Source organism: Pontibacillus sp. ABV4_188 (assembly GCF_056311905.1).
In genome coordinates this window covers 2,391,300-2,417,468 of sequence record NZ_CM149975.1, presented here as the reverse complement: position 1 = coordinate 2,417,468, position 26,169 = coordinate 2,391,300, and the positions used below count along the sequence as shown (strand labels likewise).

General features: G+C 40.5%; 32 protein-coding genes and 1 riboswitch. Of the genes, 25 read left to right on the top strand and 7 right to left on the bottom strand.

Annotated elements, in window-relative coordinates:
* Window positions 1–117: 117 nt before the first annotated feature.
* Window positions 118–336, top strand: a complete 219-nt coding sequence (locus ACYX4O_RS12425; protein ID WP_476351334.1) for a hypothetical protein — start codon at window positions 118–120, stop codon at window positions 334–336.
* Window positions 337–404: 68 nt separating this feature from the next.
* Here the strand turns inward: ACYX4O_RS12425 and ACYX4O_RS12420 are convergent, their stop codons facing one another.
* Window positions 405–872 (bottom strand): flavodoxin, encoded by a 468-nt coding sequence (locus tag ACYX4O_RS12420; RefSeq protein WP_476351332.1) that lies wholly within the window; start codon window positions 870–872, stop codon window positions 405–407.
* Between the two features lie 13 nt (window positions 873–885).
* Complete coding sequence (locus ACYX4O_RS12415; protein WP_476351330.1) at window positions 886–1,278, bottom strand: hypothetical protein; 393 nt, start codon at window positions 1,276–1,278, stop codon at window positions 886–888.
* A gap of 160 nt (window positions 1,279–1,438) precedes the next feature.
* On the opposite strand from ACYX4O_RS12415, the gene ACYX4O_RS12410 reads away from it, so the two are divergent.
* The 3 genes from ACYX4O_RS12410 (at window position 1,439) to ACYX4O_RS12400 (ending at window position 2,803) form a co-directional block, all read left to right on the top strand.
* A complete protein-coding gene (locus tag ACYX4O_RS12410; protein WP_476351328.1) occupies window positions 1,439–1,912 on the top strand; it encodes a hypothetical protein in 474 nt (157 codons plus the stop codon).
* A gap of 134 nt (window positions 1,913–2,046) precedes the next feature.
* Window positions 2,047–2,403, top strand: coding sequence for a hypothetical protein (locus ACYX4O_RS12405; protein ID WP_476351326.1), 357 nt, complete (start codon window positions 2,047–2,049; stop codon window positions 2,401–2,403).
* A gap of 1 nt (window position 2,404) precedes the next feature.
* Window positions 2,405–2,803 carry a VOC family protein gene (locus ACYX4O_RS12400; protein WP_476351324.1) on the top strand — a complete coding sequence of 133 codons (399 nt, stop codon included), beginning with the start codon at window positions 2,405–2,407 and terminating at the stop codon, window positions 2,801–2,803.
* 419 nt (window positions 2,804–3,222) lie between these two features.
* On the opposite strand, the gene ACYX4O_RS12395 is transcribed toward ACYX4O_RS12400, so the two are convergent.
* From ACYX4O_RS12395 to ACYX4O_RS12385, 3 genes are all read right to left on the bottom strand, one after another.
* On the bottom strand, window positions 3,223–3,411 hold the full coding sequence (locus tag ACYX4O_RS12395; RefSeq protein WP_036785372.1) for a YjzC family protein: 189 nt from the start codon (window positions 3,409–3,411) through the stop codon (window positions 3,223–3,225).
* Window positions 3,412–3,575: 164 nt separating this feature from the next.
* On the bottom strand, window positions 3,576–3,764 hold the full coding sequence (locus tag ACYX4O_RS12390) for a YjzC family protein (RefSeq protein WP_207527502.1): 189 nt from the start codon (window positions 3,762–3,764) through the stop codon (window positions 3,576–3,578).
* 401 nt (window positions 3,765–4,165) lie between these two features.
* On the bottom strand, window positions 4,166–4,675 hold the full coding sequence (locus tag ACYX4O_RS12385; RefSeq protein ID WP_476351321.1) for a gamma carbonic anhydrase family protein: 510 nt from the start codon (window positions 4,673–4,675) through the stop codon (window positions 4,166–4,168).
* A gap of 68 nt (window positions 4,676–4,743) precedes the next feature.
* On the opposite strand from ACYX4O_RS12385, the gene ACYX4O_RS12380 reads away from it, so the two are divergent.
* The 10 genes from ACYX4O_RS12380 to ACYX4O_RS12335 all read left to right on the top strand — a co-directional run bounded on the left by ACYX4O_RS12380 (window position 4,744) and on the right by ACYX4O_RS12335 (window position 15,323).
* On the top strand, window positions 4,744–5,715 hold the full coding sequence (locus ACYX4O_RS12380) for an NAD(P)H-dependent flavin oxidoreductase (RefSeq protein WP_476351319.1): 972 nt from the start codon (window positions 4,744–4,746) through the stop codon (window positions 5,713–5,715).
* 358 nt (window positions 5,716–6,073) lie between these two features.
* On the top strand, window positions 6,074–7,114 hold the full coding sequence (locus tag ACYX4O_RS12375) for an ABC transporter substrate-binding protein (protein ID WP_476351317.1): 1,041 nt from the start codon (window positions 6,074–6,076) through the stop codon (window positions 7,112–7,114).
* 134 nt (window positions 7,115–7,248) lie between these two features.
* Complete coding sequence (locus ACYX4O_RS12370) at window positions 7,249–8,202, top strand: ABC transporter permease (RefSeq protein WP_476357119.1); 954 nt, start codon at window positions 7,249–7,251, stop codon at window positions 8,200–8,202.
* Window positions 8,203–8,204: 2 nt separating this feature from the next.
* Window positions 8,205–8,999: an ABC transporter ATP-binding protein gene (locus tag ACYX4O_RS12365; RefSeq protein WP_476351315.1), complete on the top strand. Its 795-nt coding sequence runs from the start codon at window positions 8,205–8,207 to the stop codon at window positions 8,997–8,999.
* A 16-nt stretch (window positions 9,000–9,015) separates the two neighbouring features.
* On the top strand, window positions 9,016–9,420 hold the full coding sequence (locus ACYX4O_RS12360; protein ID WP_476351313.1) for a thioesterase family protein: 405 nt from the start codon (window positions 9,016–9,018) through the stop codon (window positions 9,418–9,420).
* A 50-nt stretch (window positions 9,421–9,470) separates the two neighbouring features.
* Complete coding sequence (locus ACYX4O_RS12355) at window positions 9,471–10,577, top strand: Leu/Phe/Val dehydrogenase (RefSeq protein WP_476357117.1); 1,107 nt, start codon at window positions 9,471–9,473, stop codon at window positions 10,575–10,577.
* Window positions 10,578–10,590: 13 nt separating this feature from the next.
* Complete coding sequence (pdhA, locus tag ACYX4O_RS12350; RefSeq protein ID WP_476351311.1) at window positions 10,591–11,661, top strand: pyruvate dehydrogenase (acetyl-transferring) E1 component subunit alpha; 1,071 nt, start codon at window positions 10,591–10,593, stop codon at window positions 11,659–11,661.
* Window positions 11,661–12,656: an alpha-ketoacid dehydrogenase subunit beta gene (locus ACYX4O_RS12345; RefSeq protein ID WP_476351309.1), complete on the top strand. Its 996-nt coding sequence runs from the start codon at window positions 11,661–11,663 to the stop codon at window positions 12,654–12,656. The genes pdhA and ACYX4O_RS12345 overlap by 1 nt, the downstream gene beginning before the upstream one ends.
* Window positions 12,657–12,671: 15 nt before the next feature.
* Window positions 12,672–13,913 carry a dihydrolipoamide acetyltransferase family protein gene (locus ACYX4O_RS12340; protein WP_476351307.1) on the top strand — a complete coding sequence of 414 codons (1,242 nt, stop codon included), beginning with the start codon at window positions 12,672–12,674 and terminating at the stop codon, window positions 13,911–13,913.
* On the top strand, window positions 13,914–15,323 hold the full coding sequence (locus tag ACYX4O_RS12335) for a dihydrolipoyl dehydrogenase family protein (RefSeq protein ID WP_476351305.1): 1,410 nt from the start codon (window positions 13,914–13,916) through the stop codon (window positions 15,321–15,323).
* Window positions 15,324–15,430: 107 nt separating this feature from the next.
* Here the strand turns inward: ACYX4O_RS12335 and ACYX4O_RS12330 are convergent, their stop codons facing one another.
* The gene (locus ACYX4O_RS12330; protein WP_476351303.1) at window positions 15,431–16,282 is read right to left on the bottom strand and encodes an STAS domain-containing protein; all 852 of its coding nucleotides are present in this window, start codon (window positions 16,280–16,282) and stop codon (window positions 15,431–15,433) included.
* A 147-nt stretch (window positions 16,283–16,429) separates the two neighbouring features.
* Between ACYX4O_RS12330 and ACYX4O_RS12325 the strand changes: the two genes are divergently transcribed.
* The 10 genes from ACYX4O_RS12325 to ACYX4O_RS12280 all read left to right on the top strand — a co-directional run bounded on the left by ACYX4O_RS12325 (window position 16,430) and on the right by ACYX4O_RS12280 (window position 24,137).
* A complete protein-coding gene (locus ACYX4O_RS12325; RefSeq protein WP_476351302.1) occupies window positions 16,430–16,702 on the top strand; it encodes a hypothetical protein in 273 nt (90 codons plus the stop codon).
* 20 nt (window positions 16,703–16,722) lie between these two features.
* A complete protein-coding gene (locus tag ACYX4O_RS12320; RefSeq protein WP_476351300.1) occupies window positions 16,723–17,613 on the top strand; it encodes an RluA family pseudouridine synthase in 891 nt (296 codons plus the stop codon).
* A 280-nt stretch (window positions 17,614–17,893) separates the two neighbouring features.
* On the top strand, window positions 17,894–18,847 hold the full coding sequence (locus ACYX4O_RS12315) for an LCP family protein (RefSeq protein WP_476351298.1): 954 nt from the start codon (window positions 17,894–17,896) through the stop codon (window positions 18,845–18,847).
* A 151-nt stretch (window positions 18,848–18,998) separates the two neighbouring features.
* Window positions 18,999–19,802 (top strand): metallophosphoesterase, encoded by an 804-nt coding sequence (locus ACYX4O_RS12310; RefSeq protein WP_476351296.1) that lies wholly within the window; start codon window positions 18,999–19,001, stop codon window positions 19,800–19,802.
* Window positions 19,803–19,877: 75 nt separating this feature from the next.
* A complete protein-coding gene (locus tag ACYX4O_RS12305; protein WP_476351294.1) occupies window positions 19,878–21,803 on the top strand; it encodes an ATP-dependent DNA helicase in 1,926 nt (641 codons plus the stop codon).
* Window positions 21,804–21,900: 97 nt separating this feature from the next.
* Window positions 21,901–22,170: a 2Fe-2S iron-sulfur cluster-binding protein gene (locus ACYX4O_RS12300; protein WP_345239247.1), complete on the top strand. Its 270-nt coding sequence runs from the start codon at window positions 21,901–21,903 to the stop codon at window positions 22,168–22,170.
* Between the two features lie 187 nt (window positions 22,171–22,357).
* Window positions 22,358–22,798: a hypothetical protein gene (locus ACYX4O_RS12295; RefSeq protein WP_476351292.1), complete on the top strand. Its 441-nt coding sequence runs from the start codon at window positions 22,358–22,360 to the stop codon at window positions 22,796–22,798.
* Between the two features lie 106 nt (window positions 22,799–22,904).
* On the top strand, window positions 22,905–23,243 hold the full coding sequence (locus ACYX4O_RS12290) for a hypothetical protein (protein ID WP_476351290.1): 339 nt from the start codon (window positions 22,905–22,907) through the stop codon (window positions 23,241–23,243).
* Window positions 23,244–23,375: 132 nt separating this feature from the next.
* Entirely contained in the window at window positions 23,376–23,561 is a 186-nt protein-coding gene (locus ACYX4O_RS12285) for a hypothetical protein (RefSeq protein ID WP_476351288.1), read from the top strand.
* Window positions 23,562–23,765: 204 nt separating this feature from the next.
* Window positions 23,766–24,137 (top strand): VOC family protein, encoded by a 372-nt coding sequence (locus ACYX4O_RS12280; protein ID WP_476351286.1) that lies wholly within the window; start codon window positions 23,766–23,768, stop codon window positions 24,135–24,137.
* A gap of 84 nt (window positions 24,138–24,221) precedes the next feature.
* Here ACYX4O_RS12280 and ACYX4O_RS12275 read toward each other — a convergent pair whose 3' ends face one another.
* Window positions 24,222–25,271 carry a homocysteine S-methyltransferase family protein gene (locus tag ACYX4O_RS12275; protein ID WP_476351284.1) on the bottom strand — a complete coding sequence of 350 codons (1,050 nt, stop codon included), beginning with the start codon at window positions 25,269–25,271 and terminating at the stop codon, window positions 24,222–24,224.
* A 95-nt stretch (window positions 25,272–25,366) separates the two neighbouring features.
* Window positions 25,367–25,482: riboswitch (SAM riboswitch) on the bottom strand.
* 123 nt (window positions 25,483–25,605) lie between these two features.
* Between ACYX4O_RS12275 and ACYX4O_RS12270 the strand changes: the two genes are divergently transcribed.
* Entirely contained in the window at window positions 25,606–26,148 is a 543-nt protein-coding gene (locus ACYX4O_RS12270) for a GNAT family N-acetyltransferase (RefSeq protein WP_476351282.1), read from the top strand.
* The last annotated feature ends 21 nt before the right edge of the window (window positions 26,149–26,169 follow it).

Sequence of the window (26,169 nt, the reverse complement as noted above, 5' to 3'; positions counted from 1 at the left end):
TTTGTTTTTGAAGTGTTATAGGATTTATCGAAACTAATACATAGTAAAAAATGGAATTTAGATGGTATGATTAAGATCTAAGAATGCGATTACATAATGTGGGAGGAAGATGAAAGCATGACGATCTTACTTATATGTATCTTGTTAGGTTGTTCGATTGGAATTCCATTTTTGCTTTTCGGGAAAATAGAGGGTGGGATGAAGAATTTTTTTCGAGGTGGCTTTGCTAGTGTAGCCAATGATAATAGTTTTTACATTCAGTGTCCGACATGCTCTGGGAAACAAAAGCGCGGAAATGGTGACCCTTACTGTGCAGCATGTAAGAAATACTTCTAATAAAAGCGCAATGCTACATTGTAATATGCCTTTAGAAAGGTTATTTACCAAGAAGCATTGCGCTTTTTTTAGGTAGCTATACGATTTTGACCATTCATGTTATCTAAAAATGAACGAGCAAAAGCTGTACACCGTTCATAATCCTCTTTAACGTTTAACGCCATTTCTATTTTAAATCCTTCTTGAACGATGGTTGCACCACATTCCTGAAGTCTGTTTTCAAATAAATTTACAGCCTCACAGAACTTAGGATAAGAGGTATCCCCAGATCCGAAAGATGCAGCAGGGAGGCCTGCTAAATCAAGTTCTTCCATCTCTTCATAGAATTCTTCTACTTCATAAGGAAGGTCACCATCTCCCCATGTGTAAGAACCTAACAAGACCGCATCATAATTTAATAGATCTTGAGGTTCAAGTTCTTCCATTTCATCGAGCGTTACGGTGTGTTCATAATCCTCGAATACGCTCATAAGATGATCAGCTATTTCTTCGGTGTTACCAGACATACTGGCATATGCAATTAAAATGGATGCCATATTCACAGCTCCTTTAAGATGAAGTTTTGGCTAACGTTTTGGTTAGCACATCATTTACGTCTTCTAGTTTTTGGACATAGTACATGAACCGTTCTTGATCTTTATGGTCCAAGGATGCATTCACTTTATATGAGTAGTAGTTATATTCTAGTTCAAGATCCATTTCAGAACGGATCAGCTTATGGTCGTGAAACTGTTCAAGATCATCAATATGTACATAAACTTGGTAAGATTCATTTACAACGATGCGCACATACCAACCAAGCGGTTCCACGTTTTTAACATCTTCTGTGAGTTCTATACGATCACCACGCTGAAAGGGGATTGTATTCGTGTGATGTTTGGAGGAGCAAAAACAATCTACTGTATGTTTAAATGACTTCGTTACAAGAAATGTAGATTCCATATTGGAACTCCTTTCAAAAAGGGTGTAGTTAAATGATAATGGTTATCACTCATTACACTGAGTATAAATGAAAACAATTCTCATCGTCAACACTTAATTGATATTGATAATTATTTTCAATTATGACATGATAAAGCTAAAAATGAGAGGAGTGGGACGAATGACACTGGAGTACCAGAAATTTGTTAACCACATCATCTATGAAATTTACCTGCTTCCTGTGAATCAAAGAACAACTTCTTCGATATTACATATAGTGCATGAAAAGCAGCAAGAAATAGGAAAGAATGTGTTCTTTAAGTCTGGCTGTGATTATATTGCTTTTGCTCAAATTATTGATCATTTATTGCAGCAAATAGATCTATACCAGGATAAACATGCTTGGTATTGTCCTTTGTGGAAAGGGGTAAATCCAAGCAATAGAAAGGTGTTTCGATTGGATCATACCGTCATCAGCCATGAGAATAAACAGGTGAGGTTTAGGAAATTCTTCGTAGAATGTAGTTCTCATGCTCTTGAAGACTATGCTCAGAAAGCCATTTTGTGCAGTGAGCACATGTTTCAGGCCAAACCCACAAGTGTGGAATACGTAAATCTAACAACAGGAGAGCACCATATTTTACATGTTGCCTAAATGAAATAAAACGAAGTCACTCTAAACATAGGGTGACTTCATTTTTATCTAAAATTGTCATAGTTTGGAAGGTGTTTTAGCTGGAACAGTAGAAAGTAGTAAAGTAGCTTATTTAGTATAGGGGGGATTGGATAGTGAATCGAGTAATCGAGTTGACGTGTATTTTCATTCTAACCGGGTTACTCACCTATGATTTCTTCCTGTCGAATGAGGTTGGATTCCTATGGGTTAAGTGGTTGCTACTTGTAAGTTATGGCATGTTAATTGTGACTAGCCTCTTCATGAGGAAAGGGGAACGGAATAAAAGGAGCAATATTGTGTGGGGAGTTGGGCTTACGATATACATTGTGGTCCTCCTAGCATGTTTCACTATTATAGGTGGACAATCAGCAAGCGGATTATCATTCTATAATCCCTTTTTGTGGATTGTGATTGTGGTCTCACTCATTGATACATTTTGGCATGCCAAACGAGAACGGGAGGTGATGTGATTTGAAAAAGGGATTGCTCCATCATATTGAACTCTATGTATCGAACCTCGAAGAGTCTAAAAAGTTCTGGGGATGGTTCCTTGGAGAATTAGGTTATGAAGTTTTTCAAAAGTGGGACAGTGGACAGAGCTATACACTCGGTGATACATACCTTGTGTTTGTACAGGTGGAAGAGCGTTACGAGGATATTCCTTACCACAGGTGCCGAGTAGGACTAAATCACCTTGCTTTTCATGCTACTTCTAAAGAACAAGTAGATCGAATGACAATGAATTTGCGTGATAAGGGTATTTCGATTCTCTATGAAGACCAACATCCTTATGCTGGGGGAGAAGATTATTATGCGGTTTACTTTGAAGACCCGGATCGGATAAAAGTAGAGTTAGTTGCTCCAGAATAGAATAATCTAATATGAGGTGAAGGGATGTTCCCTGCAATTGAAACAGACCGACTTCGGTTAAGAGAGATTGAAGACAAGGATAGCCAAGCGTTGTTCGGCTGCTTCTCAAAAGATGAAGTTACCCAGTTCTAACCTGAAGAAGGGGAGTTTTACATGCATAAAGCCGTAAGGATCGCATTTTGGAGCTTATTGGTAGGGCTTCTACTAACGACTTTAGTCCTTTTATATACGGGATATTATAAAATAGCTGGAGTATTGGGAGTCCTTTTTCTATTTATCTTCTACAACGTTTCAGAGTTCTTCACACATAAAAATACTGACTATTTATATACTAAAAATCGAAGATAGACAAAAACTAAGGATAGGATAAAAGATAAGACCCAGCCTCATAGGAGGCTGGGTCTCTTGTGTATGCTAGTTTAGTTAGATTTTGTCCAGTAAGCTGCAGCGTTGCTTGAGCTTAGTGGAGGGAATGTTTGTCCGCTCTCTAAACTGATATGTTTCTCATCCTCAGTTGGGTTTGCGCTCTTACGACCATCTGTCAGTCCGTCGAATTTGTAAGTTCCATTCTCAGGTACTTTTTCTCCTGTCTTGTAACGGTTAGCCATTTGAATCCTCTCCTTTAAGAATATTTATTGCAACCATAGGATGCTCCATCTTACTTAGAACACTCCTTACAGTTGAAGGTGTGGTTTAATATTCCAGAATAATATCCATATGCTTTAAACAAAATAGGCAAGTCTTCTCAAATCTGCAAACGAACAACTATTCCTTAGTTAGATTTCTTCCAGTAAGCAGCTTCTTTACTAGAACGTAATGGTGGAAATGTTTCTCCACTTTCTAGACTAACATGCTTTTCGTCTTCAGTAGGAGTCCCGTTTCCGTTCGTGTCAGCAAGTCCATCAAATTCGTAAGTACCGTTCTCTGGTACCTTTTCGCCTGTCTTGTAACGATCAGCCATTCATTTTCATCTCCTTTTTATTGGTAATTATGTTTACACTAGTATATAGCCAGAATCATCCAACTATAAACAAGAAAAACACATTTAATTGCTATTTTTATAAAATATAGGAAATAAGGAACGTATAGGGGTACAGTACCTTAGCGATATTTATGAAGTTTACATATAGAGGAGTAAAACATGATTTATAAGGTTCACAAATTAATAGATGGTCAGTCTGGATATGAAGGATAGAGAAGTTTTATTTATTCTTAATGTAGAGGGGTGTAAATGAAAGGTCAACGTTTATATGAGGGAAGGTAGTGACTAACCTAACTTACCTCACCAAAACCAACTACCCTTGAGGTAAACAGTTTAATAGTGGGACACTACTTACCTCATAAGGGTTTTATGGTAACTATTTACATATGAGACTTAAATTGCTTCCCTTTTTCAACATACGAATCAATCGAGAGCTGGATGAGTTTAAGGTCTTCTTCATTTAGCTCGCGGATAACTTTAGCGGGTGAGCCTATAATTAGCGAACGGGGAGGGTAGGTTTTGCCGGGAGGTACTAAGGAATTCGCTCCAATAATACATTCTTCTTCAATCTTTGCACCATCTAAGATGGTAGAGCCCATTCCAACAATTGATCGATTGCCAATGGTACAACCATGAAGGACGACATTATGACCAACTGTAACTTCATCCCCAACCGTTAAGGGGAAACCTTCATATAGGTGACATGTAGAATTGTCTTGTATACTCGTTCGCTTTCCAATGCGAATAGGAGCTTCATCTCCTCTTAAGACTGCATTAAACCAAATGCTTGACTCTTCTTCAATTTCTACATCTCCTATAATGTGAGCGCCAGGGGCTACAAATACACTACGATCAACTTTAGGGAAATCGTTTAGGTATTTATAAAGCATTCCAATCCTCCTTGAATTGTGTTAACTTTATGAAAAGTATAACATTTTTATAACGAGGTGAAAATGTAATGAATGATCTTTGTCGCTTGTTAAATATTCAATTTCCTATTCTTCAAGGAGGGATGGGCAATGTAAGTAATGCTCCGCTATCAGCTGCGGTAAGTGAAGCAGGTGGGTTAGGCACTGTTGGGGTTGGTACGATGGAGCAGTCAGAAGTTAAGAAGATCTTGCAAGAATTGAAGACGATTACGAAGTGGCCGGTGGCTTTAAATATCCCCTTAAATGTAACCCCTTATAGAGATGAAATGATTGAGCTAGTTGTTAAAGAGGATCTCCCTGTAGTATCACTCTCAGCTGGAAACCCTGCTCCTTTTATCCCTTACTTTCATGAACATGGTGTGAAGGTGATCGCAGTGGTTGCGTCTGTGCGGCAAGCTCGTAAAGCAGAAGCAGCAGGAGCAGATGTCATTGTGGCAGAAGGCTACGAAGCTGCGGGCATTAACTCAAATTTTGAAACGACTACACTTACCTTAATTCCTCAAATCGTTGACGCGGTTTCTGTCCCGGTGGTAGCAGCAGGAGGCATAGGGGATGGACGTGGGTTAGCAGCTATGCTTACTCTTGGGGCTAGTGGGGTGCAAATGGGGACAAGACTCATTGCCACTGCTGACTCTCCTATGCATAAAGCCTATAAAGAGACGCTTTTAGGTGCCGATGATTTACAGACAGTAATTGTAGGACGGAGTATTGGAAAGATTCGACGTGTAATGAAAACGCCGTACGCTGGTCAATTACTTTCTCTTGAGGAGAAAGGTATTGAAGAGGGCGACTTTAATCGTCTCACCTCCGAACATTATCATAAAGTCGGAGCCTTAGAAGGGAAGCTTGATCAAGGGTTTATTAATGGGGGGCAAGTATCAGGGATGATTCACAACCTTCCGACTGTACAGGAACTCTTTGTAACTATGATGGAAGAAGCAACTTCCCACTTTCACAATCTCTCTGCCGCTTATCCCCTATCTAAACGAGAAACGACGTAATAAAGATGAGCCATTAGCTCATCTTTTTTTGGCTTATAGTAATCTTCAAGAATAGGGGAGATTAAAATGGTATTACAAATGATAGTTTTAGCGTTTATTGAAGGTTATAAAATTAGACTCTAAAACTTTTTCGTGAAGGAAAATAATCCTTTATTACGTTGAATTATGAGAGTAATTTTAATTTTTTGAAAATTTATTGACAAATTCGCAGGGGTCCGATACTATTACGATATAAATACGTTGTCTTTGTTGTTTATCATATAATTCTAAGGCAACTTTTTTCGTGACAAAATGTAAACGGTTTCAAAACATCTAAGTCTTACATAAATACTAAGGGATTAATGGGAAGGGGAGTTCAATGAAAAAGATAAGTTGGTTGTTGATGCTCATGATCTTAGGGAGTTTACTCGTTTTAGCCGCTTGCGGGTCAGATGAAGAGACTGAAAGTGATTCTGGAGAAACGGAAGACACAACAGATACAGAAGAAACTTCCGGTGATACGACATCTGATGGAGAGACGTATCAGATTGGTGTTACACAAATTGTAGAACATCCATCTCTTGATGCAGCTTTTGAAGGATTTAAGACAGCAATGGATGACGCTGGCGTAAATGCAGAATATGACGTTCAAATAGCTCAAGGAGATCAGTCCAATAACCAAACGATCGCGACAAATTTTGTTGGGGATCAAATGGACTTGATTTTTGCGAACTCTACTCCAAGTGCTCAAGGAGCGCTAAATGCTACATCTGATATTCCGATCATCTTTACATCTGTTTCTGATCCAGTGGGTGCTGAACTCGTCCCATCTATGGATGAATCAGGAGGGAATATCACGGGGACAACCGATAATCATCCTGAAGCCATTCCTAGCACTGTTGACTTTATTAGTAATGAGCTTGGTGCTAAGAAAGTTGGAATGATTTATAACTCTGGAGAGCAAAACTCCATTGCCCAAATTGACCTTGTTAAGAAAGCTATGGAAGGTACAGACCTTGAAATTGTTGAGCGATCTGTTTCTACATCAGCTGAAGTCCAGCAAGCAGCTGAAGCGCTTGTAGGAAAAGCAGACGTGTTCTATATCATTACGGATAACACCGTTGTATCTGCCCTTGAGTCCGTTATCTCTGTCGCAAACGACCAGGATATTCCTGTAGTGGCTGGAGAGTTTGACTCTGTTGAACGTGGAGCTCTTGCAGCCTATGGGTTTGATTATTACGACATTGGCTACCAGTCAGGTGAAATGGCAGCTAAAGTGCTTAAAGGTGAAGCTGATATATCCTCAATCGCACCTGAAGTACCTGGGAACTTAAAGCTTGTTATGAACAAAACAGCAGCAGAGGAACAAGGTGTTGAGATTAAATCAGAATGGGAAGAGAAGGCTGAATTTGTAGAGTAACATTTGATTTGGGATGGGCCCAGTGAACTAACTTAAACTAGCGCACTGGGCCCTTTTATGAAAATGGAGAGAGGGTGAAGGTTGTGCCATTTGCGATATTTGGTGCGTTTGAATCTGGAATAATTTATGCGATTATGGCGCTTGGAGTGTACTTATCCTTCCGCGTATTAGACTTTCCTGATCTGACTGTCGATGGAAGTTTTGTAACGGGGGCTGCAGTAGCTGCCATTCTAATTTTTAACGGATATAACCCATTCTTGGCAACAATTATAGCGTTTATAGCTGGGTTCCTTGCTGGTTGTGTAACAGGGTTGTTACATACAAAAGGAAAGATTAATCCACTACTATCAGGAATCTTAATGATGATTGCGCTTTATTCAATCAATATCCGTATCATGGGTAAATCAAACGTCGCTTTATTAAATCAAGAATCGGGGCTAGATATTGTCTCAGGATGGTGGGATAGCCTTGGTTTAAATGCTCCGTTTAATGCATTCTTTACTATGATTGGTTGGGGAGAGTTCTTACCAAAAACGTGGGGCATTTTCTTCTTTATGATTGTGGTCACGTTCTTTATTAAATGGTTAACGGATCGCTTCTTAAAAACAGAAGTAGGTCTTGCCATTCGCGCTACAGGTAACAACAAGAAAATGATTCGAAGTTTCTCAGCAAATACGGATTTGTTCATCATTTTAGGACTTGGTCTATCAAACGCTCTCGTTGCTTTTTCAGGAGCATTAATTGCTCAATTGACTTCTTTTGCTGATGTCGGTATGGGAATAGGCATGATTATTATCGGACTTGCATCCGTTATTATCGGAGAAGCGCTATTTGGTACAAAGTCAATTGCTAGAACGACTCTAGCTGTTATTGGTGGAGCTATTGTATATCGTATTGTCGTTACCCTCGCTCTACGTGCTGATTTCTTAAAAACTAGTGATATGAAGCTTATTACAGCAAGTATTGTAATCATTGCGCTTGTATTACCTAAGGTCATAGATAATCAGAAAGCGCGACAGCTTAAGAAAAAGAAAAATGCCGAGCGTATGGCCACAGTCCAAATGGCATCAGCCGGAAAGGATGAGTAACGTTGCTTGAATTAAACCATGTCCATAAAGTTTTTAATGAGGGGACTCTTGACGAGAAAATAGCTCTAGAACATATTGATTTGTCCTTAAAACCTGGGGATTTTGTCACTGTAATTGGAAGTAACGGTGCTGGAAAATCGACACTAATGAATGTGATCTCTGGCGCTCTTTCACCTGATATCGGAACAGTAACCATACAAGATAAAAATGTGACTCCTTTACCAGAATACAAACGATCCAAACTGATCGGCCGAGTTTTTCAGGATCCAATGGCTGGAACAGCACCTGAAATGACGATTGAGGAGAATTTGGCTATTGCCTATGCCAGGAACAAGAAGCGAACGTTAAAGAGGGGTGTGACGAAGAAGCGTAAGGCTTTTTTTAAAGAATCTCTTGAGAGTCTTCATCTAGGTCTTGAAGATCGTTTAAATGCAAAAGTAGGCCTTCTATCAGGTGGGGAACGGCAGGCGTTGTCTTTACTTATGGCTACGTTTACAGAACCATCTATCCTTCTCCTTGATGAGCATACAGCTGCTTTGGATCCATCAAGAGCTGAACTCATTACCAATTTGACCAGTGAAATCGTTGATAAATATCAACTAACTACATTAATGGTAACCCATAACATGCAACAAGCTCTTGATCTTGGCAATCGTCTTATCATGATGGATAAAGGGCAAATCATTTTAGAAGTTTCAGAGGAAGAGAAGAAAGAGTTAACCATTGAGACGCTCCTTGAGGAATTCCAGAAGATTCGCGGAGAACAAATGGTGAACGACCGCGCTTTACTATCTTAAGAAAGGGGGGAGGACTATGAAGGAAGGTTTAGCCATTGGGCAAACAGCTGAAATAACAGACACTGTTACATCGGATATGGTAGCTCAATTTGAAGGGAGCGTTGTGCACCCTGCCTATTCCACAGTCTCCATGGTTTATCACATGGAATTGGCTGCAAGGCAGATTATTCTACCATACTTAGAAGATCATGAAGAAGGAATTGGGGCCTCTGTAACAGTGAAGCACATTGCGCCTACCGCAGTAGATACTACAATTACTGTAAAAGCAACCGTTACGGCACTAAAGAATCATTTAGTAATCACAGAGGTTGAAGCACGTAATAAAAAAGGATTAATCGGAAAGGGGGAAGTGACACAGGCGATTCTACCTAAAGAACAAATAGAGGAGCGAATAGAAGCAAGCCTAGTGTCGAACGCATAAAAATGAAAACGTTTTCTGAATTAGATAAGAGAGAAAAAGGGGTGGGAGAGATGGATTTGTTTGAGAAATTCACTGAGCATGAACAAGTCGTCTTTTGTAATGATCCCGCAACGGGCTTAAAAGCCATTATCGCCATTCACGACACAACGCTTGGTCCAGCGCTTGGAGGATGCCGCATGCAACCATACGAAAGTGTCGATGATGCCCTTCAAGATGTTCTTCGTCTATCAAAAGGCATGACCTATAAATGTGCAGCTTCAGACGTAGATTTTGGTGGAGGAAAGTCCGTCATAATTGGTGATCCTGAGAAAGATAAGTCACCTGAACTGTTCCGAGCATTTGGTCAGTTTGTAGAGTCGTTGAATGGTAGGTTCTACACCGGAACTGATATGGGAACATTGCCGGAAGATTTTATCCATTCCTTAAAAGAAACGAATTGCATTGTAGGAGTGCCAGAGGAGTATGGTGGGAGCGGTGACTCTTCTGTACCAACAGCTCTTGGAGTAATATACGGACTTCAGGCTACGAATCGAGCGCTCTTTGGCACAGAGGATTTAACTGGTAAAACATACGCCATTCAAGGGCTTGGTAAAGTAGGTGGCAAAGTAGCTGCTCGCCTCATAGAAGAAGGTGCTCATCTATACGTATCTGATATTAATCAACAAGCCATTGCTGATTTAGTTGAGAAAGCGAACAAACATAATGCAACCGTTCAAGTTGTGAGGGGAGAAGACATCTATCGTGTAGATGCTGACCTCTTTGTACCTTGCGCGTTCGGTGGAATAATTAATGACTCAACCATTGAAAGCTTTAAATTTAAAGGAATTGTGGGTTCTGCTAACAATCAGCTTTTAGAAGAACGGCATGGCCAAGTGTTACATCAAAAAGGGATTCTCTATGCACCGGATTACATTGTGAATAGTGGCGGTTTAATACAAGTAGCCGATGAGTTGTATGAACCAAATAAAGATCGAGTTTTACAGAAGACGAAGAGTATCTATGATTCATTGCTATCCATCTACCAGAACGCTGAACTTCATCACATACCAACCTCAGAAGCAGCCGACTTATTCTGCAGGGAACGAATGGAATCAAGGACTAGGAGAAACAGCTTTTTCTCACATGCTAAACGTCCAAAATGGAATGTACGTACATAAGGAGGAGAGAGACATGGAAGAGCAATTTCCAATGATTCAATGGATTGATGAGAAAGGAAATCTTGTAGAGGACATGGACCAAGAACTTATAACGGAAGATGTCATACGAGACATGTACAGAAACATGGTCAGGATCAGAACCTTTGACCGAAAAGCTATCAGTTTACAGCGACAGGGGCGAATCGGTACTTATGCTCCATTTGAAGGTCAGGAAGCTGCTCAAGTAGGGAGTGCCATGTCTTTACGAAAGACGGATTGGTTATTCCCAACCTACCGGGACCACGGGGCTACGATGACGTTCGGTCATTCATTGAAGACGATTCTAACGTATTGGAATGGTCGAAATGAAGGATGTGTGCCACCTGAAGGGTTGCATATCTTTCCACCAAGTGTCCCCATTGCTACACATTTACCTCATGCAGCTGGAGCCGCTTATGCCGAGAAACGAAAAGGAACGGATAACATTGCCGTTGCCTATTTCGGAGACGGAGCTACCTCTGAAGGTGACTTTCATGAAGGCTTAAATGTGGCGAGTGTCCTGAAGTCGCCAGTAGTGTTCTTTAATCAAAATAATAATTATGCTATCTCTGTTCCGATACACAAACAAATGAACTCAAAAACCATTGCTCAAAAATCAGTGAGCTATGATATCCCAGGAGTTCGTGTAGATGGAAATGATATTATCGCCGTCTACACAGAAATGAACCGTGCCATTGACCGAGCTAGAAAGGGAGAAGGTCCAACGCTAATCGAAGCGGTGACATGGCGTTATGGTGCACATACAACTGCTGATGATCCGACGAAATATCGAGAACAACAGGAAAGTGAAGATCGCAGGGCTTCGAACGACCCTGTTGCAAGGCTTGAATTGTATATGAAGCAAGCTGGTCTTTGGGATGAGGAATGGGTGAGAGGTATTAAAGAAGAGGTGGCACAGGAGATTGATCAAGCTATTGAGGATATGGAAAACCTTCCTCCGGCTGATGTGAACGTTATTTTTGATTACGTATTTGAAAGTCCGACGTGGACTATCGAGAAGCAGAAGAAGGACTATGTCGCACATATGGAAAGAGGGGATCGTTAATGCAGACAACAGTAGGAACGAATACGTTAACACTTGTTCAAGCGGTTACGGATGGTATGCGTACCATGCTTCGTGAGAAAGAAGAAGTCCTTGTCATGGGAGAAGACGTAGGGAAGAATGGCGGTGTATTCCGAGCGACAGATGGTTTGCAAGCTGAATTTGGTGAGGATCGTGTCATAGATACCCCTCTAAGTGAAGCGGGTTTTACAGGGGCAGCAATCGGCATGGCCATTAACGGTTTCCTTCCAATAGTAGAAATTCAATTCCTTGGCTTTGTTTACCCTGCTTATGAACAAATTATGACGCATGCTTCAAGGATAAGGGCTCGTACAATGGGTCACTACTCCGTGCCAATGGTCATACGTGCTCCGTACGGGGCAGGTGTAAGGGCGCCTGAGATCCACTCTGACTCGGTTGAAGCTTTATTTACTCATATGCCAGGCATTAAAGTTGTTTGTCCTTCCTCCCCTTATGATGCGAAAGGCCTTTTAATTGCGAGCATCGAAGACCCTGACCCGGTTTTATTTATGGAGCCAATGCGAAATTACCGTTCGTCCCGTGAAGAAGTGCCAGAAGATAAATATACGGTGGAAATTGGGAAAGGAAAGCGTCTAGCAGAAGGTGAGGATGTGACTGTCATCGCCTGGGGAGCCATGGTTCCTGTGGCAGAAAAAGCTGTGAAAAAGATGGAGGAGAAGGGTGTGAACTGTGATTTGATCGATCTCAGAACCCTTTATCCTCTTGATCAAGATCTTATTGCAGAATCCGTACAAAAAACAGGACGCACTGTAATTGTTCAAGAAGCACATGCCACGAGTGGTGTAGCTAATGATATCATATCTGTTATTAATGATACCTCTTTTCTTTATCAGAAAGCACCGATTGAACGAGTGACAGGTTTTGACACACCTGTACCATTTTTTGCTTATGAAGATCATTACTTACCTACACCGGAACGTGTTATCAAATCTATCGAAAACGTGATTTCGTTCTAAAAGGAGGGACTATGCATGGTCGAAGTAAAGTTACACGATATTGGTGAAGGAATGACAGAAGCAGAGGTCCTTCACTTCTTTGTTAAGCCAGGTGATACAGTGGCTGCAGATGAGCCGCTTGTAGAAGTTCAAACCGATAAGATGACTGCTGAAATACCATCTCCTGGTGCTGGAACAGTTGGTAAGATTCTTGTTGAGTTAGGGGAAACCATTAAAGTTGGAACAACGGTTTTGGAAATAGAGTTAGCAGGAGCCCCGGCTAATGGTAGAAAGGAAAATAGAATAGAGAAATCTGAAGAAGCAAATACACAAGAAACACATACATTCCACCTACCAAAACACAGTGATCGTGTCTTGGCTGCTCCTTATACGAGAAAGATCGCTCGGGATAATGGGGTGGATATTGCTCAGGTAGAAGGTACAGGACCAGGTGGTCGTATAATGGATGAAGATGTGATGAGTTATATGAACGGAGAGACTTCTAAACAAGCTTTAGCAGTAGCTGATGCTACACCGGAGAAAGAAGTAAAAGAGGTGCAGTCAGAAAAAATGGCTACACCTTCTTCACAGCAAACCATTCCATTTAAAGGCCGCCGTAAGCAAATTGCTAAGAAGATGACTCACTCTTTGCATACTATTGCTCATTGTACACAGTTTGAGGAAGTAGATGTGACAAATGCAATGGAATGGAGAGCGGAGTGTAAAGCGCAAGGAGAGTCGTTCTCTATCGCTGCGTTCTATATTAAGGCTGTGTCGGTCGCGCTTAAGGATTTTCCAATCTTTAACGCGACGCTAAACGAACAAGAAGAAGTAATTGAATTGAAAGATACTCACAATATTGGACTTGCAGTAGATACAGAGGATGGATTAATCGTACCTGTATTGCGTAACGTTGAGTCAAAATCGATTACAGAGATCCATAGGGAAATGAAAGAATTAACAGAAAAGGCTCTATCGAATCAGTTAACGATGGCTGACATTTCTGGTGGTACGTTTACGATTAGTAATGTAGGGCCACTTAAAGGAAGCACGGGTGCTACCCCTATTATAAATCATCCTGAAACAGGTTTACTTGCCCTTCATAAGACGAAGAAGCGTCCTGCTGTTGTGAATGACGAGATCGTTATTCGTTCTATGATGAACCTTTCGTTTACATTTGACCATCGTGTGGCAGATGGAGGCACAGCTGTAGCTTTTTCAAACCGTCTGGTGCAGCTAATGGAGCATCCGAATACACTAATGTTGGAGCTGGTATAAATGGTAGTCGGGGAAATTGCAGAACAACGAGATGTTGTTATTATCGGGGGAGGTCCAGGTGGATATAATGCTGCCATTCATGCGGCTAAACATGGCTTCCACGTAACATTAATTGAAAAAGGGAATCTTGGAGGGATCTGCCTGAACGAAGGTTGCATTCCTTCTAAGCTGTTCTCCACTAGTGCAACGAAGCTAGCAGAAGTTGATAATATGAGTGACTACGGTATACAAATGAAAGAGGCGTCCTTCGATCTGAATGGGCTTCAATCTTATAGGGAGAAGGTTGTTGGCAATCTACGTAAAGGGGTAGAAGCTTTATGTAAAGCCAACAAAGTTGAGATAATAGAAGGGCATGCTTCTTTCTTATCAGAGGACCGTATTGGGGTTGACCATGGTCACCAATTCGATGTCTATCATTTTAATCACGCTGTCATTGCGACAGGTGGTCGTCCTTTTATCCCTAATGAAATAAAAGCTGACGGAAAGCGTATCCTGACAGGCCACTCCCTATATCGGTTAGAAGAAGTGCCTGAACATATCCTCGTATATGGGAGTGATTACATTGCTCTTGAAGCTGCGATGACGTTTCGGCAGTTTGGAGCCAGCGTATCCCTTGTTCTAGATGGAGAGAAATCTGACTGCGGATATGATTCTTCTATTAATCGAGAGTTAAAACGGGTTCTTAAGAAACAGAAGATCAAAGTATACACGGAGGCTTCTTTAAATAGCATAAGCACTGATGGTGACAAGGTAAACGGGATCCTTCGACAAAAAGGTGAAGACGTTCACATTGAAGCAACCCATGCGTTCATTTCTGTTGGAATTGAGCCGAATGTGACTGATTTAGGTATAGACCGCCTGAGAATGAAAATGGAAAATGGTTTTCTTGCTACAGATGCCGAAATGCGTACATCTATAGAAAATATCTATGCGATTGGTGATGTAACAACGGGTCCGTCTCTTGCTGTCAAAGCCATAAAGCAAGCGGAGGTGGTAGCTAAGACAATGGGAGGGATCCCTGCTGAGTTTGATCCTACGTTCATTCCTTTAGTAGCCCATACCATACCACCAATTGCTTCAGTAGGGATGACAGAACAAGAAGCGGTGGAAAAGGATTTTAATGTTCGTGTTGGTCAATTTGGATATGGAGGAAATGGGTATGCAACGATCCATGGAAAACGTGAGGGCTTCATTAAACTCATCATACAGGATGAGACCGATGTGGTTTTAGGTTTTCATGCTTTTGGTGCTGGTGCAGTGGAGTTAATTTCAACGGGAACGGTGGCATTAGAGATGGCGGCTCGTGATGAAGACCTTTCTTTTCCTCATTATCCGCATCCTAGCTACAATGAATCTATATCCATGATTGAAACGGAGATTAAACAAGCAAAGGAAGCGAATGTTAAATAGCTATATTCTCTACTCTTGTTACAGAAAAATAAAACGGGTATTTGCCTTCTTTCGTTTATTGAGGAAAGGAAGGCAGGTACCCGTTTTTATTACTGAGATTATTCTGTTTACGTTTGTAATTGGCTTTCGTGGGTGAATCCGATCTTCTCAAGTGCTTGTTGCATATTGGCATAGCTGTTAATGTCTTTAAAGTTAATACCGAGGCTAATAACAGTTTGAGCAATCTCTGGTCTCATTCCCGTTATACTAGCTTCAACCCCCATAATTGTTAACGCCTGAATGATACTAAAAATGTTATTGGCTACCATTGTATCAATCATCGGGACACCAGATACATCAATAATTAAGTAATCGAGCTGGTCGTCTGTACTATGTCTCAATGTGGACTCCATGATTAACTTAGCCCGGTGCGTATCGATTTCGCCTATTAAGGGAAGTATGGCTACGCCCTTAGTTATAGGTACGACAGGAACTGAGAGTTCTTCCATTGCAAGTTGAGCTATATTCATTGTTTTTTGGTGATCTTGGACGATTAATCTGCTAAAGGTATAGCTTACTTCGTCTAATAAGGGGTTAATGTATTTGCTTACATCAAGTATTGTGATAGCCGAGAATTTTTGTTCTTCCAGATCTTTATCAAACGCGTTCCAAATGACTGTGCGGAAAAAGGCCATGCTACGTATCGACTCATTGAGAGGCACACCAATTTCAAGACATTGTTGTCCGACTCTTTCTGCCCATTCTTTTGATCGTTTTAATGAATGCTCCGAATCTTCTATAAGGGAATCAGCAATAATTTCAAATAATTCCTCTCGCATTTTCATAAATTCTTCATATGGTAAATCTACTGATTTCATGGAATTTACAAAGTCATCTGATTCTAATGATTCAATAGCGTGAGCGAGCTCTGTTTTATTGTTTATAATTTTCTCTCTAATATATTCAAGCTCTTGTCTCATCTTCATCATCTCCTAAAGCTTATTATCTTAATCGTAATTCAACAGGTGGTTATACGCAATTTTAAACTCTCTTAATATAAGGAAATTAGGGTGGGCGTTCTTATTGTGGTACAATCGGTGCAAAGTGCAGTTTCAAGAGGAGGAATTATGCTCTATCGTCATCCCTATTATTGCGTGACCCGGTCTATTCAAAATGGACAACAGCTCTATCAGGAAGAAGAGTGTCACCTTGTTCTATCAGAAGACAAGATTATAACGGATCAAAATGTGTTTGACTTACAACATGTTTTCGATATGTCTTACAGAGGTACGGCTGAGTTATATGGGTTTTTATATTTACACACGAACAAAGGAGTCTTCTCTTATAACGTGAAGCGTGCACCTGACGAATTGATACAAACCTTTCATTCGTTAAAATAAATTATTGCGAGGAATATAGAATGCAACTAGACAAAAGAGAGAATTGGATGGGACTTGAAGTTCCATCAAAATGGAACGGTTACACAATTGAAGCCTTATTAAGAGACGTATGGCAAATTCCAAAGAAGCAGTTTCATCAGATTCGTATGGACAAAGGGGTCCTCGTTAATAACGAGCAAAAACGTTGGAGTGAGACACTCGCAGAAGGCGATTATTTAGAGGCTAAAGTGTTCATCCCTGAACAATCCGATGTAATCCCGGACAAGAAGAATGTACAGATCTTGTTTGAAGATGACCATATCTTAGTAGCTAACAAACCAGCAGGGATGGATACTCATCCTAATGAAAAGGGGCAGACAGGTACCTTGTTAAACGCGGTTACTCATCACTGTGGTCCACATACCAACGTTCGTCATATTCACCGTTTAGATCGTGACACTACGGGTGCGGTATTGTTTGCGAAGCACAGATTAGCAGGATCCATTATGGATCGTTTGCTAGAGGAACGTAAAGTTAAACGTGCATATCTTGCTCTTGTTCATGACTTTGTTTCTAAGAAAAAAGGGACGATTGATCAAGCAATTGGAAAAGACCGTCACCATGCAACTAGAAAGCGCGTTTCTCCTAAGGGTCAGTCAGCGGTTACAGATTACGAAGTGCATGGTTATTTAAAAGAAAAGAAAGCAACACTTGTAAAGCTTTTCTTAAAAACGGGAAGAACACACCAAATCCGTGTTCATATGAGTCACATTGGTCATCCGCTCTTAGGTGATTCCCTTTATGGAGGGAAGAAGAATGCAGCACCGCGCCAGGCATTGCATGCAGCTTCCCTTACGTTCCCTCATCCATTTACTGGCGAAACGATTACATGTGAAGCGCCATATATAGATGAACCGCCTATCTTTGAATAACCTTTTGATGGGATAAGGAAAAAGTATTTAAATAAAGTATGTATTGTAATTTTTTAGTAACTTACAATACATACTTTTTTGTTTCAATGATATCGTTAAATGATGACTGTCTTCCATAAATGTGAGGAGTACTCACATAATGATGAAATATTTCATTTGTGATTTTTTTCGTTATGATATAATGCCACTAGATAGAAAATAGGATAATGAGAGAACTTGTATATTTTAGTCATCAATCCTACTATACTATTCTGCTGAATGGGCGGAAGGGGAGTCATGGGTGGAAGAGAGACGTTTTACTACAAGAAGAGCGCAGCGCAGAAAACGGACAAGAAGAATCGTTTTAGGTTTTTTTATCTTCTTCGTCCTAATAGGTGCTTACATCTTATATGAATATACAGCTGGGCTGAGGGGAGCGAATGAGAATGCTCCTGGTATGAATGAGAGTTATGGTGATGAGCCCTTTGAAGGAACAGAGAGTCCAGAAGGAAAGACGAATGTGCTTTTATTAGGCATTGATCAACGTGGAGAAGAAACAACTCGTTCAGATACCATTATGATTGGCCAATATGATACAGACCAAAATCAGTTAAAGCTTGTCTCTTTAATGCGGGACACATACGTAAATATTCCAGGTTATGGATATAAAAAGCTTAATGCAGCCTTTGCATTGGGTGGTCCTGAATTAATGAGGCAGACGATTCAAGAGAATTTTGGAGTCGATCTGGAATACTATTCCATCATTGATTTCAACGGATTTGTCAGCATCGTTAATACAATTGCTCCTGATGGTGTGCCGATTACTGTTGAGAAGGATATGTATTATAAAGACGGTGTCCAGACAATTGACCTTAAAGCGGGCGAACAAACCCTGGATGGGAAAGAATTGCTCGGCTACGCTCGGTTCCGTAATGACTCTTATGGGGATTTAATGAGAGTTGAACGACAGCAGAAGGTTTTGAAAGCCCTCAAGGAGGAATTTGTTTCGTTCACCGGCCTAGCACGCTTGCCACGAGCACTTGGGGCGATTCAACCTTACGTGAAGACGAATATGGGTACACCTGCAATATTAGGGTTTGGAACAGATTTTCTATTGAACACTCCGGATGATATTGACACGCTGACCATTCCAAAAGATGTAGGCTACTCAAATTTACGTGTGCCAGGAGAAGGTGCTGTTTTGTCCCATGATGAAGAGAAAACGAGAGAAGCATTACAGTCGTTTTTGGAATAACTTAAATAGGGTATAGAAAGAAGATGTCCGTTCCTGGCGGGCATCTTTTTCGTGATTTCTCTTAACTTCCTCCATAAAATATTCTATAGCAAAAAGGAAATGAGGGGATGTATAGGGAATTAGTAATCTTAAAGCAAAAGAGGTGCGGAAAATGATTTTGGTAATCTGGATACTGGTTGGTGTAATCTTCTTTCTTCTTGTATGGGAGTTTTTTTTCATCTTACCAACGAAATGGTTGAAAGTGGAGCGGGTAGAATGGGAAGGGCAGACCAATAAGAAGATATTGCAAATAAGTGATTTACATATTCGACACATGCGTATTTCTCTTGCTAATATTAAGGCTCTCATTCACGCTGAAAAACCTGATTATATATTCTTAACAGGAGATTATATTGATCAATCTGAGAAAGAATTCGAAACTCTTAAACCGTTCTTGCAACTTATTGAAGAGTCAGGTGTTGAAACGTATGCCGTCCTTGGTAATCACGACCGTGACATAGATGATGTTAAAGGTCTTGAGGATCTAATTAACCAATACGGAATTCACCTATTAAAGAATGAATTCGTAGAAAAAGATGACGCCGTGATTGTCGGAGTGGATGATCATGCTCAAGGGTACCACGATCCTGAGAAGAGTTTTTCCTTTTTAGGAGATGATAAGAAAGATGTGCTAGTGCTTACCCATGATCCTGATGTGTTGCTTGAAGTAAAGCACCCGTTTACAATGCTTGTGTGTGGACACTTACACGGGAAACAAGTCAATATCCCTTACTTCTTTAAAATTAAGAATATGGGTCAGCTAGCTAAGCAGGGGATTTATAAAGGGAAGCACGACCATGAGCATGGACCCTTTTATATTTCTAAAGGAGTGGGTCAATCAAGATGGAACATTCGGTTCTTTGTAAGGAGCGAAGTGACAATTCATACACTCCGTTCAATAAAAAAACATTCATGAGCAGCAAAAAAACTGATATGATAAGGAATGCTGCAATAAATTTTCACCCTCTAAAAAGGGTAAGAGGAGAATACGATGACACAAACCCTTCCATTTGAAATCTCCAAGGAAGATACATTTTTTGATGTATTAGGTGATTATATTGGAGATGTCTTTTACGACATATTGCCAGAACAAGGTTATGAGCTTCGGGACGAACAAATTTATATGGCCTTCCAGGTAGAACAGGCCTTCAAGAATAAGCAAACCATATTCGCAGAAGCGGGTGTAGGAACGGGGAAAACGTTTGTATACTTGCTTTATGCAATTTGTTATGCCCGTTATATGAATAAACCCGCTATTATTTCATGTGCAGACGAAACGCTTATTGAACAGCTCGTGAAAAAAGGCGGAGACATTGAAAAGCTTGAAAAAGCGCTAGGCTTAAACGTAGACGTACGCCTTGCTAAAGCGCGCGAACAATACGTTTGTGTGAAAAAGCTAGATAAGCTTGAGGAAACAACAGAAGATGAAGATATACTAGATGTGTATGATTCTATTCCTGAGTTTGTTTTCGGTGGCGACGCTTCTATGCAGAAGTTCGAACGTTACGGGGATCGAAAAGAATATCCGTGGGTATCAAATGAAAAGTGGGAAGCTATTTCTTGGGATCCACTTCAACAGTGCTCAACGTGTGATTGGCGTCACCGCTGTGGTCAAACATTAAATCGTCAATACTATCGCCATTCGTCTGATTTAATTATTTGTTCACACGATTTTTACATGGAGCACGTATGGACGAAGGATTCGAGGAAACGGGAAGGGCAACTTCCGCTCTTACCAGAAGCAAGTAGCGTTATCTTCGACGAAGGGCACTTGCTTGAATTCGCTGCACAAAAGGCATTAACGTATCGCTTTAACTCTAAGACTCTAACAAGTGTTTTAACCGAATACCTAAATCAGGATATTCGAGAAGAATCCCTTCTTTTAATTGAAGATATTTTAGAAATGCACGACAACTGGTTTGACATTCTTCGCAATACGAGTTCTGAAGTAGAAGGTTCAAATCGCCATGAAGTTCCTCGCTCGAAAGAAATGATCGATTTGGCAGGACAGATGAACAAGAAAGTGCACAGCTTGCTTGAACAACTCGTCTTTGATTCTGAACTATTCTTAATGGATGACTATAATGTGAAGATTATAGAAGAATACTTGGAGTTCTTCTCTTATGGATTGGCTATTCTGTTAAAAGATGATAAAGGGATTTTCTGGCTTGAAACAAACAATGAGGACAGTTCCCTTGTTATTATGCCACGACTTGTCGAAGATGTATTAGAGAAAGAAGTGTTTAGTCAGAACATTCCATTCCTATTTTCATCTGCCACTCTTTCTCGTCAGAAAGACTTCTCGTATATTGCAGGTAGTCTTGGTATAAAGAATTATCTCTCCTTCACGGTTGAATCACCGTTTGATTATGAGGAACAAATGAAGATGAATGGCCATCTTGACCAAGGGGAAGAAGAGAAGTGGGAGAGCATGAAGGCTCATTTAGAGCACCAGGCAGGAAAGACGTTAATCTTGTTCTCTTCTCTAGAAGAAATGAATCGTTTCAGAATTTGGGCAGATCATCAATCCTTCTCCTTCCCTATGCTTTATGAAGGAGACAGAGAGATTAGTGAAACGGTCCAGACCTTCCAACAAGATCATGCGACAGTCTTATGCTCTTACCACCTTTGGGAAGGTCTTGATGTACCAGGCGAGGCGCTGTCACAGGTGATGATCTCTTCCTTGCCATTCCCACCAAAAGACCCTGTCTTTGATGCGAAGCGTAACCATGCAGAGGATGCGATGCAAGAAGTCGATCTTCCGTATATGCTTTTACGTATGCGCCAGGGAATCGGTCGCTTAATTCGCGGACATGAAGATCAAGGTTCTGTCCACGTATGGCTAACCCCAGAGCAGTATGAAGCAATCGGTAAAGAAATTGAAGGTATAGCACCAACACCAATACAGTGGAGCTAAGTGAAAGAGGGAGGGAGTCAATCTCTCCCTCCTTTTCTTGTTATGCTCTCTTTTTATGCGTACAATAATAGAGACATGTGTTATAGAAAGGAAGGTTATGATGGATCAAATGATGATTCGTGTAAAACAGCAAGATGAGGAATTTTCTATTCAACCTGTAAAGGGGCAATCCCTTTTAGCATCAGCTTTTGAACAGGATGTGCCTCTAGACTACAAATGCCAAAAAGGAAACTGCACCCGTTGCCGTGTGGAGTTACTTAACGGTGAAGAAGTTGTAAACAAGCCAACGCCGAAGGAACATGAGAAGCTAGAGGGTGAGCTTGAAGAAGGCTATCGCTTAGCTTGTCAAACTGTTCCGCTTAAATAGGTACATAACTACAATAGGTTTAAGCGGGGGAGTATCAGATTGTAGAAGATCTGGTGCTCTTTTTTGTTTATTCAAGAATAGAGAGACGGGTAATGAAAGATTCGAGAGACTATTTCCGTTAAGGGTTATGAGATGTGCTCATAATTTTCGTGTGTTAAAATATGGATAATAAAGGGGTGAGCTATGAATGACTGCTAGTTTCAAGGGAATGGCTTACTTATTAGTGGCGATGATTCCTTTGTTCATATTGGGCTATTTTCTCTCTGTGGGCTACGAAGAGATGTTTTTCATTTATGAATGGCTACTTGGGACAGTTGTGTTAAGTGTTTTTGTTCTGTCTATTAAGTCCATTTGGGAGATTAAAGACGAGAGAAAATGGATTGCGGGTTCGTTTTTTGCTTTTATTTTACAGTTTTTCGTTCTTAGTCTTTTTCTAGGTCCCTTTACTTATTATTCAATCATTTTTGTTTATTATGGGGTTGCTTTATGTGCCTTCCTAGTTTTTGTCATAGCCCTGCGTAGGAATAAAACGTTACGAGTGATTCCGAGTACGTTTATGGTCATAACGGGAGCATTCACCCTTTATGTCATTCTTTTAAATAATCTATGGGGAACCAGTTTGATGTAAATGTTAGAGGAGGGGGATATGTATTCGGAATAAGCAGCTTTTTGGGTATTATTTTGTCTGGACGCTTGCGATTGGGTTGATTATTTACTTAGGGAAGAGTTATGAAATGGCTTTACAGGAAGAGTTTAAGGTTACGTATGAACGCCCTGCTGCATCACTGCTATTTGCTGCACTTTTTCCTGTTGGGATCGGTGTTCTTTTACGCCTTCCTAAATTTATTTTAGAAGTTATGGCACGAACGCCTTGGACGTTTGACTGGATTAGAGGCTTGGCTGTTGGAGTGCCTGCTCTAGTGATCGTTGTTTGGTCCACTTTGCCTCTCACCCCATATGGGGAAGGAATGCGAATGCCTGACCTCATTTTAGTAGGTCATCCTACGCTTACAACCGTTGCTGGAGTGGTTTTAGGCTATTTGTTGCTGGATACTCTTAAGAAAAATTTTTAGTAGCACGATCCTTTGTGGTGACTACATTTAATCTATTAGTGCATCGTAATAAGAGAGAGTTTTAAGGAGGGAGAAATAATCAATATTGTAAGAAGGGTAAATGATCTTCTTTTAATCGCTGTAATTGGTCTTGTGGTATTTTATTTATTTTTGGAGATTAAGATAGAGCTCTATATAATTCTAGCCCTTGCATCAGTAGCATTTACACTTACAGCAATTGAAATCATTAAAGGACGCCAAGATAGGAGCGGCTACAAATACATTATTGGAGCCATTGTTATGCTTTTGGCAGCAACTAGGCTATTTCTTGAAGGATAACCAAAAAAACATTTCTACTAACGTGGGCGATTGCTAACAATAGCAATCGTTTTTTCTTGTAAGCAAGGTACTACTTAATGTATGGAAGGGCAATAGGATAGAGAACGGGAATTCCTTCAATGGCTAGATAACATGAGGAAGAGGGTTTTGTATGGGTGAAGGCGAAATTAATTAAGGAGGAAGTCTATTAATAGGAGGAATGGTATGGAGCTTGGGGCATTTTCTATTAGTTTAACTGTAAAGGATATTAAAAAATCTATTGCTTTTTATGAAACGTTAGGATTTGATTCCCTTGGAGGGGTGCCAGATCAGAATTGGGTTATTATGAAGAATGGTGACTGTGTGATTGGGCTTTTCCAAGGCATGTTCGAGAAAAACATCTTAACTTTTAATCCTGGGTGGGATCAAGATGCTAAAGAACTTGATTCGTTTACAGATGTTAGAGAACTTCAAAAACAGTTGAAAGAAAATGGAGTTAAAATTCTTTCACAAGCAGATGAAACGAGTGAAGGGCCAGGGAGTTTCACAATTGAAGATCCTGATGGGAACCCTATCCTCATTGATCAACATAGATAATTGAATTGAGCAGCGTTTATCCCAATGCGCTTATAAAAAGGAGGAACAAACTCTAAAGTGGTTTGTTCCTCCTTTCTTACAATCTTAAGCTTTCACGCGGTACGCTTGATTATGCTTTTTCAACGAGTCGTCTGAACCAAATAGGAAGTGTTTCTCCATATCCGGGGAGTATTTAGAGTTAATTGCTTCACGGCCTACTGTTTCTGCTACTTCACGAAGCATGCTTGGAGAAGCGCCGCAACATAAACCAAAGTAATTGACCCCTGTAGCTAGTGCATCTTTAGCCCAACTAGCAATCTCGTAACGGTTGCAGTAAAGTGGGTCAAGAGAAGTTGGGAATGTCGTTTCTGTTGGTAAGTGACATGCACAACCGCCATCTGGTAGATTAAAGAACGTAGGATGTTCTTCTGATGTGCGGTATGGAACGGGGAGTGCAGCTACATAGCCATCACAAGCCTGGCGAATTTTCTCTACATAAGGTTGCATTGTAGCAGGTCCACGGAAGCAGTTCATTCCAACAACTAAAGCTCCTTGTTCTTGAAGCAAACGACAAGCTTCTTCAACTTCATAACCGTCACGCATTTTATTCTCACCCATAACGCCAAGTGTAATGACAGCAGGAAGGTCTTGCTTGAGCACTTCTTCTAGTGCAATTTGTGCTTCTTCATAATAATAAAATGTTTCCCCATTTACGAAATCGACCCCTTCCTCTTTACACCAAGAAATCATCTCGGCAAACATTGAGCGAACGGCCTCTTTTGAAGATTCATCTTCAGGGTCAAAGAGGTTCGTATTCGAAATGTTTCCAGCCACAAGCGCTTCTTCAACTGGATTTTCTTTAGCTACTTCTTTAGCAAGACGGATTGCTTGTCGGTTAAGTGGTTCTAATAGCTCTTCTTTCCCAATAATACGCATCTTCTCACGGTGAGCATTATAGGTGAAGGCTAAAACAACGTCAGAACCTGCATTCATATAATCACGATAGGTTTGCTTTAGTGCTTGTGGATTATCAAGAGCGACTTCAGGAACGAAGGATCCAGCTTGGAGGTAGCCTCGACGCTCCAATTCGAATAGGTAGCCTTCTCCGCAAATAACCGGTCCATCTTGTAAACGTTGTTCAAGTGTTCGTTTCATGTTCATCAATCCTTTCGAGAGAGTAAGTAATGAGGAAGAGGGTATAAGAAAACCCTCTTCCTAAAATAAGAAGAGGGTGTATGTAACAAGGCCTCCTCTTATCTGCCAGATCAATAATTGATCTGTAGGAATTAGCACCTTTTTCAAGGACGATCCTTGAAAGGTTGCCGGGCGTCACAGGGCCTAGTCCCTCCGCCACTCTGGATAAGAGTTTGATATTTAATTAATAAAGCTTGATATGGATTATAACGGCTAATATTTATGGCGTCAATCCTTTTTCAGAAAAATGTTAAGATTCTATTTTTAGTGTAAGATAAAGTAGGAGGGATGGATTATGAAGAGAAGTCTACAGGTAAGGAATGTAAGCGCTAACGAGATTGATGAAAAATTTTTAATAGATTTCGACCGATATCAGGAAACAAAAAGCGTCTGGTATACGACAAACCAAACTAATGTAAAGACAAAAGATGATTCTTTTATCGATCAGTGGAGCCTAGAGCAAAAGAATGGCATCTCCTTGTACTTAAAAAGATGCATCGAAGAAGGCGGAGGTGTAGCAGCTGCCTTTGAAGGAAGTCAGGTAGCAGGATTTGCAAATGTAGAGAATCGTTTCTTTGGATCAGCAAATCAATATGTACCACTGCCCTTTATTCATGTTTCAAATTTTTATCGGGGGGAAGGCATAGGGAAACAATTATTTTATCAGTGTTGCGAGATCGCTAAAGACTTGGGTGCTGAGAAAATTTATATTGGCGCTCATCCTGCAGTTGAAACGCAATGCTTTTACCAATCTGTGGGCTGTATATTAGCACAAGAAGTCAACGATGAAATCTATCAGAAAGAACCGTTAGATCTTCAATTAGAAAAGCTCTTATAAAAGCGCCTGCTCATGTTGCAG

Excerpts from the sequence above, each read along its gene's own strand:
- ACYX4O_RS12290 (WP_476351290.1), top strand. The coding sequence starts at position 22,905 with ATGGCTTTACAGGAAGAGTTTAAGGTTACGTATGAACGCCCTGCTGCA.
- ACYX4O_RS12390 (WP_207527502.1), bottom strand. The coding sequence starts at position 3,764 with ATGGCTGATCGTTACAAGACAGGCGAAAAGGTACCAGAGAACGGTACT.
- ACYX4O_RS12380 (WP_476351319.1), top strand. The coding sequence starts at position 4,744 with ATGAATGATCTTTGTCGCTTGTTAAATATTCAATTTCCTATTCTTCAA.
- ACYX4O_RS12415 (WP_476351330.1), bottom strand. The coding sequence starts at position 1,278 with ATGGAATCTACATTTCTTGTAACGAAGTCATTTAAACATACAGTAGAT.
- ACYX4O_RS12330 (WP_476351303.1), bottom strand. The coding sequence starts at position 16,282 with ATGAGACAAGAGCTTGAATATATTAGAGAGAAAATTATAAACAATAAA.
- ACYX4O_RS12385 (WP_476351321.1), bottom strand. The coding sequence starts at position 4,675 with ATGCTTTATAAATACCTAAACGATTTCCCTAAAGTTGATCGTAGTGTA.
- ACYX4O_RS12395 (WP_036785372.1), bottom strand. The coding sequence starts at position 3,411 with ATGGCTAACCGTTACAAGACAGGAGAAAAAGTACCTGAGAATGGAACT.
- ACYX4O_RS12305 (WP_476351294.1), top strand. The coding sequence starts at position 19,878 with ATGACACAAACCCTTCCATTTGAAATCTCCAAGGAAGATACATTTTTT.
- ACYX4O_RS12310 (WP_476351296.1), top strand. The coding sequence starts at position 18,999 with ATGATTTTGGTAATCTGGATACTGGTTGGTGTAATCTTCTTTCTTCTT.
- ACYX4O_RS12270 (WP_476351282.1), top strand. The coding sequence starts at position 25,606 with ATGAAGAGAAGTCTACAGGTAAGGAATGTAAGCGCTAACGAGATTGAT.
- ACYX4O_RS12360 (WP_476351313.1), top strand. The coding sequence starts at position 9,016 with ATGAAGGAAGGTTTAGCCATTGGGCAAACAGCTGAAATAACAGACACT.
- ACYX4O_RS12345 (WP_476351309.1), top strand. The coding sequence starts at position 11,661 with ATGCAGACAACAGTAGGAACGAATACGTTAACACTTGTTCAAGCGGTT.
- ACYX4O_RS12420 (WP_476351332.1), bottom strand. The coding sequence starts at position 872 with ATGGCATCCATTTTAATTGCATATGCCAGTATGTCTGGTAACACCGAA.
- ACYX4O_RS12320 (WP_476351300.1), top strand. The coding sequence starts at position 16,723 with ATGCAACTAGACAAAAGAGAGAATTGGATGGGACTTGAAGTTCCATCA.
- ACYX4O_RS12375 (WP_476351317.1), top strand. The coding sequence starts at position 6,074 with ATGAAAAAGATAAGTTGGTTGTTGATGCTCATGATCTTAGGGAGTTTA.
- ACYX4O_RS12410 (WP_476351328.1), top strand. The coding sequence starts at position 1,439 with ATGACACTGGAGTACCAGAAATTTGTTAACCACATCATCTATGAAATT.
- ACYX4O_RS12340 (WP_476351307.1), top strand. The coding sequence starts at position 12,672 with ATGGTCGAAGTAAAGTTACACGATATTGGTGAAGGAATGACAGAAGCA.
- ACYX4O_RS12425 (WP_476351334.1), top strand. The coding sequence starts at position 118 with ATGACGATCTTACTTATATGTATCTTGTTAGGTTGTTCGATTGGAATT.
- ACYX4O_RS12295 (WP_476351292.1), top strand. The coding sequence starts at position 22,358 with ATGACTGCTAGTTTCAAGGGAATGGCTTACTTATTAGTGGCGATGATT.
- ACYX4O_RS12275 (WP_476351284.1), bottom strand. The coding sequence starts at position 25,271 with ATGAAACGAACACTTGAACAACGTTTACAAGATGGACCGGTTATTTGC.
- ACYX4O_RS12335 (WP_476351305.1), top strand. The coding sequence starts at position 13,914 with ATGGTAGTCGGGGAAATTGCAGAACAACGAGATGTTGTTATTATCGGG.
- ACYX4O_RS12355 (WP_476357117.1), top strand. The coding sequence starts at position 9,471 with ATGGATTTGTTTGAGAAATTCACTGAGCATGAACAAGTCGTCTTTTGT.
- ACYX4O_RS12300 (WP_345239247.1), top strand. The coding sequence starts at position 21,901 with ATGATGGATCAAATGATGATTCGTGTAAAACAGCAAGATGAGGAATTT.
- ACYX4O_RS12370 (WP_476357119.1), top strand. The coding sequence starts at position 7,249 with ATGGCGCTTGGAGTGTACTTATCCTTCCGCGTATTAGACTTTCCTGAT.
- ACYX4O_RS12280 (WP_476351286.1), top strand. The coding sequence starts at position 23,766 with ATGGAGCTTGGGGCATTTTCTATTAGTTTAACTGTAAAGGATATTAAA.
- pdhA (WP_476351311.1), top strand. The coding sequence starts at position 10,591 with ATGGAAGAGCAATTTCCAATGATTCAATGGATTGATGAGAAAGGAAAT.
- ACYX4O_RS12325 (WP_476351302.1), top strand. The coding sequence starts at position 16,430 with ATGCTCTATCGTCATCCCTATTATTGCGTGACCCGGTCTATTCAAAAT.